Source organism: Kytococcus schroeteri (assembly GCF_042433515.1).
GTDB classification, from domain to species: Bacteria; Actinomycetota; Actinomycetes; order Actinomycetales; family Dermatophilaceae; genus Kytococcus; species Kytococcus schroeteri.
In genome coordinates, this window is record NZ_JBHLVH010000028.1 from 25,639 (window position 1) to 44,518 (window position 18,880).

Sequence of the window (18,880 nt, forward strand, 5' to 3'; positions counted from 1 at the left end):
TCGTCATCCATTCTGTGACCTCCGGAACGCCCGGTCCACCGAGGTGGACCTGCGTGCAGCAGCGGGGGCGGATGACCTGGAACTTTTTTATCTTGACGTCAAGAGAATATCAGAGGCCCGCCCGTCGCCGATCCCGGCCCTCGGTGGGCCGGGTGCCGTGCCCGCCGCGAGTCAGGGGCGGCGGAGCGTGGCGATCGCCTCGACGTGGTGGGTGTTGCCGAAGGCGTCGAATCCGACCACCTTCTCCACCTGCAGCCCCAGGGTGCGGGCGGTGCCCAGGTCGCGCCCGAGCGCCGCCGGGTCGCACGCCACGTACGCGATGCGGGAGGCGCCGCTGGCGGCGACCGCGTCCATGACCGCCCTCCCGGCCCCGGCGCGCGGCGGGTCGAGCACCACGAGGTCGGGGGCCTGGCCCTCCCAGCCGGACAGCGAGCGCGCCACGTCCCCGACGAGCAGGTCGGCCGGGGTGCCCGGGGCGTGCTCCTCCAGGGCGGCCGCGCAGGCGTCGACGGCGGGCTCGTACCCCTCCACGCCGAGCACGGCACCGGCCTCGCCCACCGCCAGCGCGAGCGGCACGGTGAAGGCACCCGACCCGCAGTAGAGGTCCCAGGCCCGCTCCCCCGGCTGCGGGGCCAGCTCGGCCAGCACGTGCTCCACGAAGGTGGGCACCGCCGCCGGGTGCGCCTGCCAGAAGCCGCGCGCCCCCAGGCGCACCGGCAGCTCGCGGCCGTCGGGGGCGACGGTGCGTTCGGTGACCTCGGGTTCCTGCCCGAGCACGCGGCCGCGGTGCCCGAGCTCCACGGCGACCGGCTCCGAGAGGGCCGGGTCCACGGCATCGACGGCGCGGACGCCCCGCGGGCGCGGGGTGCCGAGTCCCGCTGCACCCACCACCCCGGAGGTCGCGATGAGGCAGTCGTCCACCGGCAGCACGTCGTGGCTGCGGTGGGCGCGCAGGCCCGGCACGCCCTCGGGGTCGGTGGCGAACTCCACCCGGGTGCGCCAGCGCGTGCCCGGGGCGACGCCCGGCACCGCCAGGGGACGCACCTCCACCGGCAGCTCCAGCCCGGCCAGGCGGCGCAGTTGCTCGGAGAGCACATGGGCCTTGAGCTGCAGCTGGGTGCCGGGGGTGGCGTGCTGCAGGTCGCAGCCACCGCACCCGCCGGGGCCGGCCCACCGGCACGGCGCCTCGCGACGACCGGGGGCGGCGCGGAGCACCTCCACGGCGTCGGCACGCAGGAAGCGGCTGGTGCTGCCGCCCTCGGTGACGGTGAGGCGCACCTGCTCACCGGGCAGCGCGTGCCGCACGAAGACGACCTGTCCCTCGGCGGTGCGGGCGACGCAGTGGCCGCCGTGGGCGAACTCCCCCACCTCCACCACCGCACTCGTGCCGACGAGGTCCTGCGGCTCGGGGGACGTGCGGTTCCGGCGGCTCATGGGCCGGAGTCTAGGTGGGACGCCTCGACCCGGCCCGGTCCCGGGGCCGTGCCGGCGGGAGCGCTCAGCCCTCGCGGGCGAGCTGCTCGGCCTCGGCCTCCAACGGGGCGTCCACGGCGGTGCGGCCGGTGGCCAGCATCGCCACCATCGCCCCGACGGCCACGAGGTACAGCGGCCAGCCCATGACGATCTTGGCCACGCCCAGCGCCGCCACGTTCCCGGCCAGGTACATGGGCAGCATCACGGCCACGCGCACCGCGTAGAGCGCCACGAGCGCCCAGGTGAGTCGGGAGCACACCCTCACCATGGCGCGCGAGCGGCGCCAGCCGGTGGGGTCGGTCTCGAACTGCGGGTCGCCCAGGGCCACGAGGAAGCCGACCACCGGCCACCGCACCAGGACCGAGACCAGCGTGAGGACGCACCACGCGGCCGACATGAGGATGCCGGGCAGGAAGGCGTCCTGGGCCTCCCCCGAGCGGAGGGCGAAGAAGGCCGCCAGGGCCGTGGCGAAGACCGACGCCCCGAGGTAGCGCAGGGTGCCGCCTGCGGCGAACCGGGCCACGGCGAGCACGCCGAGCACCACCACCGAGGCGATGACGGCGCCGCGCACGTCGTGCCGCAGCAGCCACCAGGTCACGAAGGCCACGGTGGGCAGGGCGGCCTCGAGCGATCCGCGCCACCCGCCGAGGGCCTCGGCGAGCCGGTGGCGGATGACGTGCTCGACCGTCTCGGCGGCGGCCGCCTCGGAGCGCGGCGCGGAGGGTGCGCTGCCGTCGCCGGCCGCGCCGGCGGGGGTGGCCATCAGGCCGGACCGGTGCCCGGGCGGGGCTGGCTGCGCGCCGCCATCGAGCCGTTCTCCGGGTTGTCCGAGGGCAGGTGCAGGGGCAGCAGCGAGCGCGGCTCGCGCGGGACCTCGTCGCGGTGCACCACGGTGGCCTTGAGCAGGGCGTACATGAGGCCGGCCTTCTCGCGGTCCACCGCGGCCGGGCCGGAGATGACGCCGCGCAGGAACCAGCCGGGGCCGTCCACGCCCACGAAGCGCACCGGCGCGGTCCTGGCCTCCCCCTGGCCGTCACCGAGCTGGCCGGTGCGCGGCATGCGCGCGTGGATCTCCGGGCCCAGCGGGCCGTCCACCACGGCGCCGTGGCTGCCGGAGCGCTCCAGGCCCTCCACGAGGCCGGAGCGGATGTCCTCCCACAGCCCGCCGCTCAGCGGGGCGGCGTAGGCCTGGAGCTGCAGGTTGGAGTCGCCCACGAGGACGTTCACCGCCGTGACGGCGCCGGTGGCGCGGTCGGACTCCAGGCGCATCTGCATGCCGCCCACGCCGGGCACCCAGATCGAGCCCATGTCCACGCGGTTGCGGGGCGAGGGCACCTCGGTGGAGTCGTACGGGCCGGTGGCGCGCAGGCCCTCGGGGCGCGGCAGGCCCAGCGCGGCGGCCTCCTCGGACTCGGCGCGCAGCATGTCGCGCTGCTCGGGCTCCATCTCGGCGGCCTCGTCGGGGAGCTCCTCGGCCGCGGCGGTCTCGGACGCGGGCTCGACCGCGGCCACGATGCCCTCCAGGCCGCCCATCCGGTCCACCTCGTCGGCGGAGAGGCCGAGCTCCCGCAGCTCGTCGTCGGTCAGGTCGGAGCCACGCACGGACCCGGCCGGGGCCTGGTGGTCGGGCTGGGTGCGGGACCGCTTGAACAGTGCCATGCCTTAGGTGTCTCCTCGTCGGTGCGGCGGGTGGTGCCAGGTGCTCAGCGTCCGGTGGACCCGTGTCCGCCGGTGCCGCGCTCGGTGGTGCCCAACAGCGCCACGTCCTCGACCTCCTCGATGGCGGGGAGCTCCACCCGCTGCACGAGCAGCTGGGCGATGCGGTCCCCGACACCCACCGTAAAGGGTGCGGTCCGGTCGGTGTTCAGCAGGCACACGCGGACCTCCCCGCGGTAGCCGGCGTCGATGGTGCCCGGCGCGTTCACCACGGTGATGCCGTGGCGTGCGGCCAGCCCGGAACGGGGGTGGACCAGGCCCACCGTGCCCGGTTCCAGGGCCACCGCGATGCCGGTGCCCACGAGGGCCCGCTCGCCGGGGGCCAGGGTGACCTCCTCGCTGGCGTACAGGTCCGCACCCGCGTCGTCGGCGTGCGCCCGGGTGGGCAGCGTGGCCGACGGCGTGAGGCGGGCGACGCGCAGCGAGGGGGTCATCGTGCTCTCAGGCGCACTCCGAGCAGACGAGCTGGCCGTTCTTCTCGGCGGCCAGCTGGCTGCGGTGGTGCACCAGGAAGCAGGAGGAGCAGGTGAATTCGTCGGTCTGCGTGGGCAGCACGCGCACCGACAGCTCCTCGGAGGAGAGGTCGGCGCCGGGCAGCTCGAAGCCCTCGGCCTGCTCGGTCTCGTCGACGTCGACGTTGCCGGAGGTGGTGTCGCCGCGGCGGTTCTTCAACTCCTCGATCGAGTCGGCCTCGATGTCGTCGTCGTTCTTGCGCGGAGCGTCGTAATCGGTCGCCACAGCCATCTCCTGGAAGTAAGGGACACCGCGCCGGGCCGGCGCAGCACGCGCGGAGAGTGCACCATCCGCGGGGATTTTGCAACACCGTTGCCGGCGCGGTGATTCCCGCGCCGGATCACGCCTCCAGCCGCACCAGCTCGTCGTGCAGCCAGCGGCCCACCGACGGCCCGCCGGCCACCACCACGGGGTCCCCCAGCGGGGCACCTCCCAGGCCGCCGACGACGCCCCCGGCCTCGCTCACCACGAGCACCCCGGCGGCGTGGTCCCACACCTGCGTGCCCTTCTCGTAGTAGGCGTCCAGGCGGCCGGCGGCCACGCAGCACAGGTCGAGGGCGGCCGAGCCCATGCGGCGCAGGTCGCGCACCTGCGGCAGCAGCGCGGCGGCCACCCGACCCTGCTCGCGGCGGCGCCCGGCGTCGTACCCGAACCCGGTGCCCACCAGGGCGCGGCCCGGGTCCTCCAGAGAGGTGACCGCCAAGGACCGCTCGCGCCCGTCGGGGCCCTGCAGCACCGCCCCCTGCCCGAGGCCGGCGTGGAAGAGCTCGCCCCAGACCGGGGCGCCCACGGCACCGGCCACGGTGCGCCAGGCGCCCGGCGTGCGCGGGTCGCCCACCACGCACGCCACCGAGACCCCCCAGGCCGGCAGGCCGTAGAGGTAGTTCACGGTGCCGTCGACGGGGTCCACCACCCACGTGAGGCCCGACGCACCCGCTGCCCCCTCGGCGCCGTACTCCTCCCCCAGCACCGCGTCGTCCGGGCGCGCTGCGGCCAGCTGCTCGCGGAGCCACTGCTCACTGGCCCGGTCGGCCGCGGTCACCACGTCGGTGGCCGAGGACTTGGTGTCGGCCACCTCGACGGTGTCCGGCCTCCCGGCCAGCAGCCGTTCGCCGGCCTCGCGGGCCAGGCGGGCGGCCAGGGCGCGCAGCGAGGCGATCGTCCCGGCACCGGGCACCGGCAGGTCACCGGCACCGGCGGGCACGGCGCCGAAGGTGACGGTGGGCTGCTCAGCCATCGGCCTGCTCCCGGTACCAGGCGGGCTGCTCGGCCGGGTCGCCGCACAGCGCCGGCAGCGCCTCGCGCAGGTTGGGGCAGCACCCCGGCGCGCACTGCGAGGGCATGGCCGGCGAGGGCGGCCACTGGCGGTGCTCCACCGCCTCGCCGCGGGTCTCGGCGGCCCGCTCCAGCAGCAGGTCCACCAGCCCGGAGACGAACTGCCGGTCGGTGCCCACGGTGGGCACGCGCACCATCGACAGGCCGTGCTCGGCGGCGGTGGCAGTGGCCTCCACGTCGAGGTCGTAGACCACCTCCATGTGGTCGCTCACGAACCCGATGGGGGCCACCGCCACCGCGGTGAAGCCCTCGCCGGCGAGCGCCTCCAGGTGGTCGTTGACGTCCGGCTCCAGCCACGGGTGGTGCGGGGCGCCGGAGCGCGAGCAGTACACGAGGTCGGTGCGCAGCACGGCGCCGAAGGTGGCCTCCAGCTCGTCCTCGATCGCGCCGGTGAGCTGCTCGTGCTGGCGCTGGTACACCTCGCCGTCGCTGTCGCCCGGGCCGGAGGTCTCGTCCATGGCCACCGGGATGGAGTGGGTCACCATCACCACGGCCACCTGCTCGGGGCGGTGCTCGGCGAGCAGGCCTCGGACGGCCTCGGTCACCAGGTGGGCGTTGGTGGCCGAGAAGCCCGGGGCGTGGACGTAGGGGCGCACCTTGTCGATGCGCACCGGCGCTCCCCCGGCGTCGTGGTGGTCGACCACGGCCTGCGCGAGGTTCTCCCGGTACTGCCGGCAGCTGGAGTAGCTGGAGTAAGCGCTGGTGGTCAGCGCCAGCAGGCGGCGGTGGCCCGCGGCCGAGGCCTCGGCCACGACGTCGGACAGGAAGGGCGCGCTGTTGCGGTTGCCCCAGAGCACCGGCACCTCCACCTCGCGGCGGGCGAGCTCGGCCTCGAGGGCGGCCAGCAGGGCGCGGTTCTGGTCGTTGATGGGGCTGCGTCCGCCGAAGTGGTGGTAGTGCGCACCCACCTCCTCGAGGCGCTCGTCGGGGATGCCGCGGCCGGCGGTCACGCGGCGCAGGAAGGGCAGCACCTCCTCGGGGGCCTCCGGGCCACCGAAGCTGGTGAGCAGCACCGCGTCGTACGGCGCGAGGGGCGAGTCGGTCATCGGGCGTCTCCTGTCGTCAGGGCCTGGGGCAGGTGCCAGTCGAACACGATGCTGGCGATGCGGATTCCGAACACGACCCCGATGATGGGCCACACGGTCTGCGGGGACACCAGGCCGTGCTCGTGGGCCAGCGCCGTGAGCGTGGCGCCCAGCAGCGCGGGCAGGGCGTAGAGCTCGCGGCGCAGCAGCTCGGGCACCTGGCCGGCCACCACGTCGCGCAGCACCCCGCCGCCCACCGCCGAGACGGTGCCCACGATGACGGCGGTCACCGGGCCCACCTCCGCGCGCGTGGCCACGAGCGTCCCCGAGACGCAGAAGAAGGCCAGCCCCAGGGCGTCGAGCAGCCGGATGGGGCGCTGCACCCGGTGCATGCCGGTGTGCAGGGCGAAGGTGACCAGGCCGCCGAGCACGGCGGCGGTGATCATGCGCCAGTCCGAGACCCCCATCGGCGGGACGGCCCCGATGAGGACGTCGCGGATGGTGCCGCCCCCGAGCCCGGTGAGCCAGGCGAGCACGAGCACGCCCACGAGGTCGAGGCCGCGCCGCACCGCCACCAGCGCGCCGGAGACCGCGAACGCGAAGACCCCCACGAGGTCCAGCGCGAGCGCGAGGGCCGGTTCGAAGGGGGTCACCGCGTCATCCTAGGCCGCGGCGTGGTACCCGACGCGACGCCCGGGCCCGTGGCATGGTGCGATGGAGCCCCGCCGCACGTCGTGGCCGCGGGACACCGACGAGAGCCCACCGCCGCAGGTGGCGGGACCGATGCGAGGAGTTGCCGATGGACGAGCTCACCTTCCTCGGGGTCGATGACTCCGGGGACCACCTGCTGCTGCAGGACGCCGCGGGCACCCGGTACACGGTGGCCGTCACCCCGGCGCTCACCACCGCCCTGCGCCGCCGTCCCGAGCACGCCGTGTCGGCCGCCCCGGAGGTGGCCGTGACGCCGCGCGAGGTGCAGGCCATGATCCGCGCCGGTGCGAGCACCGAGGAGGTGGCCGAGGCCTCCGGGTGGAGCACGGACAAGATCGGCCGCTACGAGGCGCCCATCCTCGCCGAGCGCGGCCACGTGGCGGGTCTGGCCCGGGGGGCCTTCCTGCCCTCCTTCGGGCGGGGTTCCTCCCCCACCCTGGAGAAGCGCGTCAAGGAGCGTCTGGTGATGCGCGGCCTGCGCCCGGACGACGCGTGGTGGGACGCCTGGCGCCAGGACGGCACCCCGTGGGCCGTGAGCCTGTCCTTCGAGGCCGGCGGGCGCACCCGCACCGCGGTGTGGCACTTCGACCCCATGACCTCGGCCCTGACCCCGCAGGACGACGAGGCCCGGTGGCTGAGCACCGCCGAGGAGGACGGCTTCGAGGACGACGCCCCGGCCGCGGCCCAGGAGGCCCCGGCCGCGCCGGGCGTCGGGCACGAGCCGGTGAGCCACGCCCGCACCACCCGCGGCGAGGCGGGGGGCCCGCTGCCGACGGCCCCCGGCACGTCCCGTGGGCAGGAGGGCGAGCAGGCCGGCGACGAGCACGCCGATGAAGCCGACCAGGCGACCGACGTCTCCGGGGACCACCGCCGCGCCCAGTCGCCGGAGAGCGCCCCCGAGCACGACGCCGCCGACGAGCCGGCCCCGCAGGAGCCCACCCGCACCGGTGGGGCCGCGGTGCCCGAGCCGGTCGAGGAGCCGCAGGAGCGCGAGGCACCCCTGGCCCCGCGGCAGCGCTCGCAGAAGCGCCGTGGGCGCCCGTCGGTGCCCAGCTGGGACGACATCATGTTCGGCGGCTCCAAGGGCTGAGCCCCTCGCCCGCCCGTCGCGGTGCCCCCGTCCTGCTCAGCGAGGCGGGGGCACCGCGCACACGTCGAGGTCGAAGGGCAGCAGCTCCCCCTCGGGCGAGGAGACCCGTGCCACGTGCGAGGTCATACGCCGCATGAAGTGGCGACGGCAGAGCACCTCGTACTCCACCTGCGGCGTGGGCGCGTCCGAGCCGCCGACGTCGCCCACGGCCACCTGGTCGCCGTCGGTGACCATGTGCCCGTCCACCACGCGGGCGTTGTGCGTGGCGCGGCGGCCGCACCAGCACAGGGCCTCCACCTGCAGCAGGTGGGTGCGGTCGGCGAGCTCCAGCAGGCGCTTGCTGCCGGGGAACAGCTGGGCGCGGAAGTCGGCGGTGATGCCGAACGCGAAGACGTCCACCTCCAGCTCGTCCACGAGGCGCGCCAGCTGCTCCACCTGCGCGGCGCTGTAGAACTGCGCCTCGTCGCAGATGAGGTAGTGCACCGGGCGGCCCTTGGTGGCCTCGGCCACCACCATCGCGAAGAAGTCGAGCTGGTCGTGCACCTCGAGGGCCTCGCGCTGCAGGCCCAGACGGGAGCTGACGGTGGCCTCCCCGGCGCGGTCGTGGGAGGTGAACACCAGACCGTGGCGGCCACGGGCCCGGTGGTTGTGGTCCATCTGCAGCGCCAGGGTGGACTTGCCGCAGTCCATGGTGCCGGTGAAGAAGGCGAGCTCAGCCACGGGTCACCGAGCCGGCAGGAGCACGTCGGGCACCAGCAGCTCCTCGCGGTGCAGACCGCCGTGCCAGCCCTTGAGCGACATCTGGCCGGTGCTGTCCGGCCCCGGCACGAAGGCCAGGAAGCGGTCGTCCCGGGCCACCACGAGCACGTCGCCGATGCGGGACAGGTTCTCCGCGGTGGTGCCGGGGCCGAACCAGCCCGAGGCCACCGCCTCGGCACGGGTCACCACGAGCGCGCCGTCCCCGGCGGCCTCGCGCCAGGCGTCCACGAGCTCGGCCTGCTGGGCCCGGTCCGGCTCACCCTGGCGTCCCTCGGGGGACTCGTCGGCCCGGGGCAGGTACAGGAAGCGACAGCGCGGGTCACCGGCCACCGCGGCCACCCCCTCCACGAGGTGGGCGTGCTGCGGGTCGTCGGTGCGCAGGGCCCCGGCCGGGTCGATGCCGAGCATGCCGTGGTCGGCGGTCAGCGAGAAGTGGACCCCCGGCGGCAGGCCCTCCACGAGCTCGCGCAGGGCGGCGTCCACCTCCTCCAGGGCGCCGGTCCAGTCCACCGAGCCGGGCCCCTGGGCGTGGCCGATCTGGTCGAGCACCGGCCAGTACAGGTAGGCCGCCGTCGGCTCGCTGCGGCTGGAGCGGCGCGCGAGGTCGAGCCCGGCGGCGGTCCAGGCACCCAGCCCGTCCGCGGGCAGGTAGGTGCCCCCGCGCTGGGCGGCCCGGGTGAGGGCCGAGGTGGCGAACTTCTTCTGTCCCACGCGTACCACGCGCACCCCGGCATCGGCCAGGCGGCCGAAGAGGGTGGGCTGGGTCTGCCAGGCCAGCGGGTCCGGTCCGTCCTTCCACGAGAGGTGGTTGAACACCGTGGAGGTGCGCGGGTCGCGCACCGCGTAGCCCACGTGGCCGTGCACCGCCGGCGGCACGCCGGTGGCGTGCGTGGCCAGGGAGACGGCGGTGGTGCTGGGGAAGCCGCAGACCGCCGGGGTGCTCACCTGCGGGTCCTGCAGCAGCGAGCGCAGGAAGGGTGCGTGCCCGGCGTAGCGCTCCAGCGTGGTCCAGCCCAGGCCGTCCAGCAGCACGCTCACCACGCCGTGGGCCGGCGGCAGCTCGCGGACGGGCAGGTCCGGCAGGTCGACGCCCAGAGAGGCGCCGAGGCTCGCGAAGAGGGAGGCCAGGCCGCCCGGCGCGTAGCCCAGGGCGGGGTCGACGGACTCGATGTCCAGCAGCGGGTGCGTGCTCACGCCGGACCTCAGCGCCCCAGGTTGGCCTGCACGGCGCGGGCGAAGTCCAGCGCCTCCTGCACCGCCTGGGCCCCGGAGACCTCCCCGCTGACGCGCAGCGAGATGTCGTCACCGGCCACCGTGCCCTCGTAGCCGTGGTCGCCCTCGCACTGCGGGTCGGCGCAGCCGGCCGGCACGAGGTCCAGGCGGCTGATCGCACCCCATCCGAGGGTCAGCGTGACCTCCCGGCCCAGGCTGCCCGGCCGGTAGTCCTCCGGGTTGGCCATGACGTGCGAGAGCACCACGCCGCGCAGACGGCTCAGCGGCACCGTCTCGGTGGTGGCCATGGCCACCGGCGCGGACTCCACGTGCTCTGCCTCGCGGTCGTCGGCGTGCGCGATGACCAGCCGCCCGGGCGTGAGGACGAGCACCGTGAGGTGGCGCCGCACGGTGTCGGTGTCGAAGGTGGCCTCCTGGTGCACCAGGTGGGCCTGCACCTCCTGGCCCGCCACGGCGGTGGCCACCACGTCGGCCACGAGGGCCGGGTAGTAGCCGGCCGCCTCGATGTCGTCGGCCAGGTCCTGCGGCAGGGAGTCCGCGGGCACCTGGGGGTCGTGCGACTCGTGGAGGCGTCCAAGCATGGGGGTCATCCTGCCACCCGGCACCGACGACCTCCCGCTGGGCGGCCTCAACGGGAGATGCTGCGACGCCCCGCGTCCTGGCGCACCTTGGGGCGGCGCACCGTGGCCCGGGCGCCGTGCACCACCACCCCGTCGGCCCGCACCTCCACCGGGCTCAACTGCAGCTCGGCGAGCTCGGGCACCGCGTCGGCCAGCACGGCCACGCGCGCCAGCAGGTCCTCCAGGGCGGCCCGGTCCACGCCGCGCGCGGTGAGCAGGCGGCTGCCCTGCAGGGAGTCCACGAGGTCGTGCACGTCGGCGTCGGTGAGCGGCGGCACCCGGTAGGAGGGGGTGCCGAGCAGCTCGGCGGTGCGCCCGTGGAAGCGCAGCGAGACCACCGGGCCGAAGAGCGGGTCCTCCACCGCCTCCACCACCAGCGGCACCACCTCGCCCGGCCAGCCCGCGGCCGGCTCCCCGGGGGCCGCCGGGTCGTGCTCGATGCCCACGGCGGACAGCAGGTCCTCGAGCTCCTCGGGGCGCAGCTCCCGGCCGGCCGGGGCCGAGCGCAGCGCGTCGCCGGCCACCTCCTGCGCGGCGTCCAGCGACTGCCAGGTGACCCCCTCGGGCTGCACCAGGGTGCCCCGCGAGGAGCGGCGCCAGGCGGCGTAGCGCTCCACGGCGTTGAGCGCCCGCACCGCGTCCTCGGGGGTCATGTACGCCGGCACCACCTCGGTGACGGGACCCTCCGGGGTGTCCTTGGTGGCCGAGAGGGTCTCGTCGACGCCGTCCATGCCCGTCATCGTGGTCAGGCAGGGCTTGTCCTGGTCGAGGGCCACCCGGCCCACCGTGCGGGCCAGGTCCGTGCCGTCGCCCACCAGCGGCGGGATGAACACCGCGAGCACCGCGTGCACGGACGGGTCGGCGAAGGCCTCCTCCAGCGCGGCGGCCACCTCCTCCATCGAGGCGTCGTGCGCGAGCGAGGCGGGCTCGCGGGCCATCTCCAGCCCCCAGCCCACGCACGCGTCGGCGGCCAGGGCGGCCAGCGAGCTGGAGTTACCCACGATGGCCACGCCACGCCCCTCCGGCAGCGGCTGGTGCAGCGCCAGCTGGGCCACGTTGAACATCTGGTGCAGGTTGCTCACGCGGATCACGCCGCTCTGGCGCAGCATCGCGTCCAGCGCCTCCGGGCTGGCCTGGCTGCGGCGGATGAGGTGCCCCGGCGGCACGCCGTAGCCCGAGGTGCCGGACTTGATGACGATGACCGGCTTGCGCGCGGCCAGCCGCTGCGAGATGCGGAAGAACTTGCGGGCGTTGCCCAGGGTCTCCAGGTAGAGCCCCACCGCGGCGGTGTCCTCGTCGTCGATCCAGTACTGCATGAGGTCGTTGCCCGAGACGTCCGCACGGTTGCCCGCCGAGACGAAGGTGGACAGGCCCACGCCGCGCTGCCGCGCCATCTGCGTCACCGAGACGCCCAGCGCACCGGACTGGGCGAAGAGCCCGAACCGCCCCCGCACGGACGGCGCGCCCAGCGTGGCGTTGAGCGAGACCTCCTGCGCGGAGTTGCTCAGCCCGTAGGAGTTGGGGCCCACCAGGCGCATGCCGTGCCAGTGCACCAGCCGCAGCAGCTCGCGCTGGCGCCGCGCCCCCTCCTCGCCGGCCTCGGCGAACCCGGCCGAGACCACGAGCACTGAGCGCACCCCGATGGCGGCGCAGTCGGCCACCACCTCGTGCACCTTCTCGGCCGGCAGGGCGACGATCGCCAGGTCCACCGGGCCCTCGACCTCTCGCACGCTGGGCGTGGTGGTGATGCCCAGCAGCTCGGGCACCTCGGGGTGCACCACCTCCAGGCGCCCGGTGTACCCGCCGGCCACGATCTCCTCGAGCACCTTGTGCCCGATGGTGCCCTCGCGCCGCGAGACGCCGATCATCACCACCGACTCCGGGCGCAGCACGCGGGCCACCGAGCGGGACTCGGCGCGCTGCTCGCGGGCCTCGCGGACGGTGCGGGAGGTCTCGTTGGGCTGGATCTCGAAGGACACCGCGATGACGCCGTCCTCGAAGCGGTGGGCCACCTCGTAACCGGCCTCGGTGAAGACGTTCATCATCTGGCGGTTCTCGGGCAGCACGTCGGCGGTGAAGCGCCCCAGGCCCAGCTCGTCGCCGATGGCGGCCAGATGCTCCAGCATCACCGAGCCCAGGCCGCGGCCCTGGTGGGCGTCGGCCACGTTGAAGGCGACCTCGGCGGTCGTCGGGTCGAGGCGGTCGAAGCGCGCGATGGCGATGATCTCCCCGCCGATCTCGGCCACCAGGGCCACCCGCTGGTCCTGGTCCACCTGGGTGAAGCGGTCCAGGTCGCGGGCCGAGAGCTCGGGGATGGTGGCGAAGAAGCGCAGGTAGCGCGAGCGCTCGGACTGGCGCCGGTGGAACGCGGCCACGGCCTCCCGGTCCCCCGGGCTGATGGGCCGCAGGTGGGCCACGGCGCCGTCACGCAGCACCACGTCCGTCACCCACGTGGCAGCACGGTCCGCCCTGATCTGCTCGGTGGTGGGGGCGACCTCGTCCATGGCCCCAGTGTGGCAGGCGCCCTCCGGGCGGCCGCCACCGCTCCGGACACCCCGGCCCCTGTCATGTGACGCCGGTCACCTGGCGGGTAGGTTTCCCCCATGAGCACTCCCACCGACACCTTCCGGGACGCCCGCGACGCCGTCCTGGCCCTGCACGACGCCGACGACGCGGCCGTGGACGCCTTCGCCGCGCCCCGCCTCACCGAGTTCAACTGGGGTCTTCACCACATCGATGCCGTGGCCGCCGGACCGCGCGCCGACGAGCCGGCCCTGCGCATCGTGGACGTGGTGAAGGACGGCACCCGCACCCACCAGCTCACCTGGGCGGAGGTCTCCCGCACCTCCTCGCAGATGGCCAGCTGGCTGCGCGAGGTGGGCGTGGCCCAGGGCGACCGCGTGCTGGTGATGCTGGGCAACCAGACCGAGCTGTGGCAGGTGATGGTGGGCTGCATCAAGCTGGGCGCCCAGGTCATCCCGGCCACCACGCTGCTCACCCCCGAGGACCTCACCGACCGCGTGGCCCGCGGGAAGGTCAAGCACGTCATCACCACCGCCGGCGAGGCACACACCTTCGCCAAGGTGGACGGCGACTTCCAGCGCATCGCCGTCTGCGGCGAGGGCGACACGCCCGAGGGCTGGCTGCGCCTGGAGGACTTCCACGCCGCGAGCGCCGACTTCACCCCCGACGCGCCCACCATGGCCGACGACACGATGCTGCTGTACTTCACCTCCGGCACCACGAGCGCGCCCAAGCTCGTGGAGCACACCCACTCCAGCTACACGGTGGGCGCCCTGTCCACGATGTTCTGGGTGGGCCTGCGCCCCGGCGACGTGCACGTGAACATCTCCTCCCCCGGCTGGGCCAAGCACGCGTGGAGCTCGCTGTTCACCCCGTGGACCGCCGAGGCCACGATCCTCGTGGTCAACCAGCCGCGCTTCGACGCGAAGGCCCTGCTGGAGGTGCTGGCCGCCGAGGGCGCCACCACCTTCTGCGCCCCGCCCACGGTGTACCGCATGCTCATCCAGCAGGACCTCGCCGCCTGGCGCGAGAAGCTGGCCCTGCGCGAGATGGTGGGCGCCGGCGAGCCGCTCAACCCCGAGGTGATCCGCGCCGTGGAGAAGGGCCTGGGCATCACCATCCGCGACGGCTTCGGCCAGACCGAGACCACCGCGCAGATCGGCAACGCGCCGGGTCGCCCGCTCAAGCCGGGTTCCATGGGCCGCCCCCTGCCGGGCTACGACGTGGTGCTGCTCGACCAGGCCACCGGGGCCGAGGTGACCACCCCCGGCGAGGAGGGCGAGCTGTGCCTGCGCCTCGATGGCCCCAAGGGACGCCCCATCGGGCTGATGGTGGGCTACCACGGCGACGAGCAGAAGACCGCTGACGCGATGCGCGACGGGGCGTACCACACCGGTGACGTGGCGGTGCGCGACGAGGACGGCTACATCACCTACGTGGGCCGCGCCGACGACGTGTTCAAGGCCAGCGACTACCGCATCAGCCCGTTCGAGGTGGAGTCCGTGCTCATCGAGCACGAGCTCGTGGCCGAGGCGGCCGTGGTCCCCTCGCCGGACCCGACGCGCCTGTCGGTGCCCAAGGCCTACGTGGTGCTGGTCGAGGGCACCGAGCCGAGTCGCGAGATCGCCGGGTCGATCCTCGCCTACTGCCGCGCCAACCTGGCTCCGTACAAGCGCGTCCGCCGCCTGGAGTTCGGCGAGCTGCCGAAGACCGTCTCCGGCAAGATCCGCCGGGTGGAGCTCAAGGCACGGGAGAACGAGTTCCACCCCGTGGGCGACGACCCCGCCGAGCGCGCCAGCGAGTGGGAGTTCTGGGAGAGCGACTTCCCCGACCTCAAGGGCTGTGCAGGAGGCCGGTGACACCGACGGATGGGCTCCATGCGAGAATGCTTTCAATAACACTTCTCAAAAGGAGCCCTTCGTCGTGTCCCTGCACCGCCGCCCCCACGCAGCTGGTCTGACCGCGCTCACCATCCTGTGCCTGACCGGCTCGATGGTGTCGCTGTCGCCCGCCGGCGCCGCCCCCACCGTCCCGCCGACCGCGCAGAACGACAGCCCCCCAAGCACCACCGCCCTGGAGGAGCTCACCACGCTCCCCCCGCAGCAGACGCCGGCTGACCGCAGCTGGTCCGACGGCCTGTACGTGGTGGTGACCGCCGACGAGCCGATCGCCACCTACACCGGGGGCGTGAAGGGCCTGTCCGCCACCGCTGGGAAGGCCGGGGACGCCCGCCCGTCAGCCGTGCGCGCCTATGCCCAGCACCTGACCAGCCAGCAGGACGCGGTGCTCTCTCGCGTGGACGCACCCCGCCCGGTGGAGCGCTACACCCACGCCCTCTCCGGGGTTGCCGTGGAGCTCACCGCGGAGCAGGCCCGGAAGCTGTCCGCCGACCCGCGCGTGCTGTCGGTGACCGAGAACCGTCTGGAGACCCTCCACACCGACCAGTCCCCCGAGATGCTGGGACTCACGGGCCCCGACGGCGTGTGGAAGCACGCCGGCGACACCCAGGGCCAGGGCGTCGTCGTCGGCGTGATCGACTCCGGCATCAACCCGGCCAACCCCTCCTTCGACGACGCCGGCATGACCGCGCCGCCGGCCGACTGGCGCGGAGCGTGCAAGAGCGAGACCCCCGCCGACTTCCCCGAGAGCACGTGCGACAACAAGATCATCGGTGCCAAGGTCTTCCGTGAGGGCCTGGGCGAGCACAAGCTCGCCGACCACGAGTCCCACTCGCCGCTGGACGTCCACGGCCACGGCTCGCACACCGCCAGCACCGCCACCGGTGCCGCCGGCACCAAGGTGTCGGTCAACGGCCTGCCGTCCGGCCCCATCTCCGGCATGGCACCGAAGGCGCACGTGGCGGCCTACAAGGCCTGCTGGGAGCTCGCCGAAGGCCGAGGTGTTTGTCCGACCGTGGACACCACCGCGGCCATCGACGCCGCCGTGGCCGACGGGGTCGACATCATCAACTACTCGATCTCCGGCACCGACCGCGACCTGCGCGACCCGGTCGAGGTGGCCTTCATGAACGCCGCCGCCAGCGGCGTGTTCGTCGCGGCCTCGTCGGGCAACGACGGCCCCAAGGAGGCCACCACCAACCACCCCTCCCCGTGGGTGACCACCGTGGCCGCCGGTGCACACGCCGAGCACCGCAAGACGCTGGTCACCGGCGACGGCCAGCGCTACGAAGGGTCCTCCATGACACCGCCCCTGCCGCAGGAGGCCCCGCTGGTGCTCGCCGACGAGGTGGCCCCCGAGAACGCCTCGCCCAGCACCGAGTGCCGCGCCGGGACGCTGGACCCGGCCAAGGTCAAGGGCACGATCGTGGTGTGCGACCGCAGCGAGGCCAACCCGATGGATCAGTCCCGGGCGGTGAAGGACGCCGGTGGCGTGGGCATGGTGCTGGTCAACACCGAGCCCGGGGACACCCTTACCCACGACCACTGGGTGCCCACCGTGCACCTGGACTCCTCCGCGCGCAAGGGCCTGCGGGCCTACGCCCGCGGCTCCGAGGCCACGGCCTCGCTGGTGGACGAGCACGGGGACTCCTCCACCGTGCCCAGTCTGGCCGACTTCTCCTCCCGCGGCCCGACGAACGCTGCGCAGGGCAATCTGCTCAAGCCCGACCTCACGGCCCCGGGTGTGGACGTCCTGGCCGCCTGGTCCTCCGCGGAGCGTGGCCGCCCCGTGGCCAGGCACGTCTCGGGCACGTCCATGTCCGCACCGCACGTGGCCGGCCTGGCCGCCCTGGTCAAGCAGGCCCACCCGGACTGGTCCCCGATGGCGATCAAGTCGGCCATGATGACCACCTCCCGGAAGATGACCGGCCCGGACGACAACCACCCCTTCGGGGGCGGCGCCGGCTTCGTCGAGCCACGGGCCTTCCTGGACCCCGGTCTCGTCGTGGACTCCGACGCCTCGGACTGGGAGCGCCTCCTGGCCGGACAGGGTGCGCGGATGGGCCAGGACGTCGACCCCATCAAGCCGTGGCAGCTGAACACCCCGTCCATCGCGCTCGGCGGCCTCCTCGGCGAGCAGACCGTCACCCGCACGGTCACCAACACCACCGGCAGGACCACCACCTGGACCCCGAAGGTGTCCGGCCTGGACGGCGTGGAGACGTCCGTCTCCCCCCAGCGTCTCACTCTGGCCCCCGGTGAGTCCGGCACCGTGACCTTGACCTTCACCGACACCGGCATGCCGGCCCAGCAGTGGGTCACCGGCCGACTCGACCTGACCGCCAGCGGGGTGAACCCCTTCCACCTGCCCATCGCGCTGCGCTCCGAGGCGGTGCAGATGCCCAGTCATGTGCTGGGTCACGCCGGTCAGTCGACCGTGCCGGTGGAGCTGCGTTCCTCGCGCAAGCGCGACGTGGCCCTGCGGACCCACGGGATGGTCCCGGGACGTGAGTGGCGCGGCACCGTGCGCCAGGACAAGGGTGAGGAGTGGACGGGTCGCGAGAAGGAGGCCTACCGCGTGCCCTTCGAGGCGAAGATCGGTGACGTGTTCTGGGCCGAGATCGAGTCCGACGACCCGAACGTGAACCTGGACCTGACCATCACCTGGAAGGAGTTCCCCGGGTACCCGCTGGACCGCGGGCGCACCCCCGCCGCCAACGAGCGCCTCATCGTGCCGAGCATCGGCACCGACGCGGACTTCGAGCTGCACGTGACCGGTACCGACCTCAAGGGCAAGGAGTCCACCGACTTCACCCTGCGGCTGTTCGTCCTGTCGCCCGACGCGGCCGACGCGGGCAACCTCGCCTTCAAGAGCCCGGTGCACCTGCCCCGCATCGCGCCGCACACCGCCGAGGGCGCGGTGTCCGTCGACGACCCCACCAAGGCCTGGCTGGGGATGGTCGAGATGGAGCCGGCCGAGGGCGGTGAGCCGCTGGCCCGCACACTGGTGCACCTGGACCCCTCGAAGGCGGAGAAGGTCTCCCGCGTGGGCGGCGCCAACCGTTACGCCACCGCAGCCCGCCTGGCCCGCAGCATGAAGGGCGACCACGACACGGTGTACGTGGCCTCCGGCCAGGACCACCCTGACGCCCTGGCCGGCGCATCGGTGGCCTCCAGCAAGAATGCTCCGCTGCTACTCACCCGTCGCGACCGTCTGCCGGCCGAGACCCGCGAGGCACTGGCCCAGATCGGCCCCCGCAAGGTGGTCATCCTGGGCGGCGAGAAGGCCGTGAGCCGTGAGGTGGCCGACCAGTTGGCGGCCGGTGGCAGGACGGTCGAGCGCGTCGCCGGCGCCAACCGCTACGCGACCGCGGCCCGTCTCACTGCCGGGCACGACGCCCCGGTGGACACCGTGTACCTCGCCTCCGGTCAGGACTACCCCGACGCCCTCACCGGTGCTGCCGTGGCCGGTGCCCAGGACGCGCCGCTGCTGCTCACCCGGGGCGACCGCCTGCCCACCGAGACCCGCAAGGCACTTCAGCGGATGCGTCCCGACCGGGTCGTCATCCTCGGTGGTCGCCAGGTGGTGAAGGGCTCGGTCTTCGCCGAGGCGGGCGAGTATGCCGACGCGGTGCGCCGCATCGGCGGCGCCGACCGCTACGAGACGGCCGAGTTGGTGGCACGGTCGGTCAAGAAGGACCCCTACCAGGTGTTCGTCGCCTCCGGTGAGAACTACCCCGACGCCCTGACCGCCGCCGCCGTGGCCGGCACGCAGGACACCGCCGTGCTGCTGACGCGCAGTGACCGTCTGCCCGAGCCGACCTCGCGGGCCGTCACCCGCCTCTCGCCGTGGGTCTCCACGGTGGTCGGTGGCGCCACGGCCGTGGGCGACAAGGTCGTCCAGGCCCTGCGCGGCATCACCCGCCGCTGAGCCGATCCACTCCGGCGCCCGCCCCCGTCTTCCGGTGGTCCAGCAGACCACCG

General features: G+C 74.2%; 15 protein-coding genes. 3 read left to right on the plus strand and 12 right to left on the minus strand.

Going from position 1 to position 18,880, the window contains the following annotated elements; translation table 11 throughout:
- Positions 1-171 precede the first annotated feature (171 nt).
- The 8 genes from ACFFHC_RS11175 to ACFFHC_RS11210 form a co-directional block, all read right to left on the minus strand.
- The gene (locus ACFFHC_RS11175) at positions 172-1,434 is read right to left on the minus strand and encodes a class I SAM-dependent RNA methyltransferase (protein ID WP_101849598.1); all 1,263 of its coding nucleotides are present in this window, start codon (positions 1,432-1,434) and stop codon (positions 172-174) included.
- Between the two features lie 64 nt (positions 1,435-1,498).
- Positions 1,499-2,236: a DUF3159 domain-containing protein gene (locus ACFFHC_RS11180; protein ID WP_101849597.1), complete on the minus strand. Its 738-nt coding sequence runs from the start codon at positions 2,234-2,236 to the stop codon at positions 1,499-1,501.
- Positions 2,236-3,132 carry a DUF3710 domain-containing protein gene (locus tag ACFFHC_RS11185; protein WP_101849596.1) on the minus strand — a complete coding sequence of 299 codons (897 nt, stop codon included), beginning with the start codon at positions 3,130-3,132 and terminating at the stop codon, positions 2,236-2,238. Before ACFFHC_RS11185 ends, ACFFHC_RS11180 begins: the two co-directional genes overlap by 1 nt.
- Positions 3,133-3,176: 44 nt before the next feature.
- On the minus strand, positions 3,177-3,623 hold the full coding sequence (dut, locus tag ACFFHC_RS11190) for a dUTP diphosphatase (protein WP_070705420.1): 447 nt from the start codon (positions 3,621-3,623) through the stop codon (positions 3,177-3,179).
- A gap of 7 nt (positions 3,624-3,630) precedes the next feature.
- Complete coding sequence (locus tag ACFFHC_RS11195) at positions 3,631-3,927, minus strand: DUF4193 domain-containing protein (protein ID WP_070705421.1); 297 nt, start codon at positions 3,925-3,927, stop codon at positions 3,631-3,633.
- A 115-nt stretch (positions 3,928-4,042) separates the two neighbouring features.
- A complete protein-coding gene (locus tag ACFFHC_RS11200) occupies positions 4,043-4,939 on the minus strand; it encodes an inositol monophosphatase family protein (RefSeq protein ID WP_101849595.1) in 897 nt (298 codons plus the stop codon).
- On the minus strand, positions 4,932-6,083 hold the full coding sequence (locus tag ACFFHC_RS11205) for a ferrochelatase (protein WP_101849594.1): 1,152 nt from the start codon (positions 6,081-6,083) through the stop codon (positions 4,932-4,934). The genes ACFFHC_RS11200 and ACFFHC_RS11205 overlap by 8 nt, the downstream gene beginning before the upstream one ends.
- Positions 6,080-6,715, minus strand: a complete 636-nt coding sequence (locus ACFFHC_RS11210) for a trimeric intracellular cation channel family protein (RefSeq protein ID WP_101849593.1) — start codon at positions 6,713-6,715, stop codon at positions 6,080-6,082. The genes ACFFHC_RS11205 and ACFFHC_RS11210 overlap by 4 nt, the downstream gene beginning before the upstream one ends.
- A gap of 146 nt (positions 6,716-6,861) precedes the next feature.
- Here ACFFHC_RS11210 and sepH point away from each other — a divergent pair, with 146 nt between their 5' ends.
- Positions 6,862-7,863 carry a septation protein SepH gene (gene sepH, locus ACFFHC_RS11215; RefSeq protein ID WP_181443129.1) on the plus strand — a complete coding sequence of 334 codons (1,002 nt, stop codon included), beginning with the start codon at positions 6,862-6,864 and terminating at the stop codon, positions 7,861-7,863.
- A 36-nt stretch (positions 7,864-7,899) separates the two neighbouring features.
- Here sepH and ACFFHC_RS11220 read toward each other — a convergent pair whose 3' ends face one another.
- The 4 genes from ACFFHC_RS11220 to ACFFHC_RS11235 are packed head-to-tail and all read right to left on the minus strand — an operon-like array spanning position 7,900 to position 12,979.
- A complete protein-coding gene (locus ACFFHC_RS11220; protein WP_070705678.1) occupies positions 7,900-8,583 on the minus strand; it encodes a thymidine kinase in 684 nt (227 codons plus the stop codon).
- Positions 8,584-8,586: 3 nt separating this feature from the next.
- The gene (locus ACFFHC_RS11225; RefSeq protein WP_180802233.1) at positions 8,587-9,816 is read right to left on the minus strand and encodes an alkaline phosphatase family protein; all 1,230 of its coding nucleotides are present in this window, start codon (positions 9,814-9,816) and stop codon (positions 8,587-8,589) included.
- A gap of 8 nt (positions 9,817-9,824) precedes the next feature.
- Positions 9,825-10,436: a DUF5998 family protein gene (locus ACFFHC_RS11230; protein WP_070703275.1), complete on the minus strand. Its 612-nt coding sequence runs from the start codon at positions 10,434-10,436 to the stop codon at positions 9,825-9,827.
- 47 nt (positions 10,437-10,483) lie between these two features.
- A complete protein-coding gene (locus ACFFHC_RS11235; protein WP_083323357.1) occupies positions 10,484-12,979 on the minus strand; it encodes a bifunctional acetate--CoA ligase family protein/GNAT family N-acetyltransferase in 2,496 nt (831 codons plus the stop codon).
- A 99-nt stretch (positions 12,980-13,078) separates the two neighbouring features.
- On the opposite strand from ACFFHC_RS11235, the gene ACFFHC_RS11240 reads away from it, so the two are divergent.
- Both ACFFHC_RS11240 and ACFFHC_RS11245 read left to right on the plus strand, forming a co-directional pair.
- Positions 13,079-14,857 carry an AMP-binding protein gene (locus ACFFHC_RS11240; protein WP_379805466.1) on the plus strand — a complete coding sequence of 593 codons (1,779 nt, stop codon included), beginning with the start codon at positions 13,079-13,081 and terminating at the stop codon, positions 14,855-14,857.
- A gap of 64 nt (positions 14,858-14,921) precedes the next feature.
- Complete coding sequence (locus ACFFHC_RS11245; RefSeq protein WP_379805469.1) at positions 14,922-18,827, plus strand: cell wall-binding repeat-containing protein; 3,906 nt, start codon at positions 14,922-14,924, stop codon at positions 18,825-18,827.
- Positions 18,828-18,880: the final 53 nt, after the last annotated feature.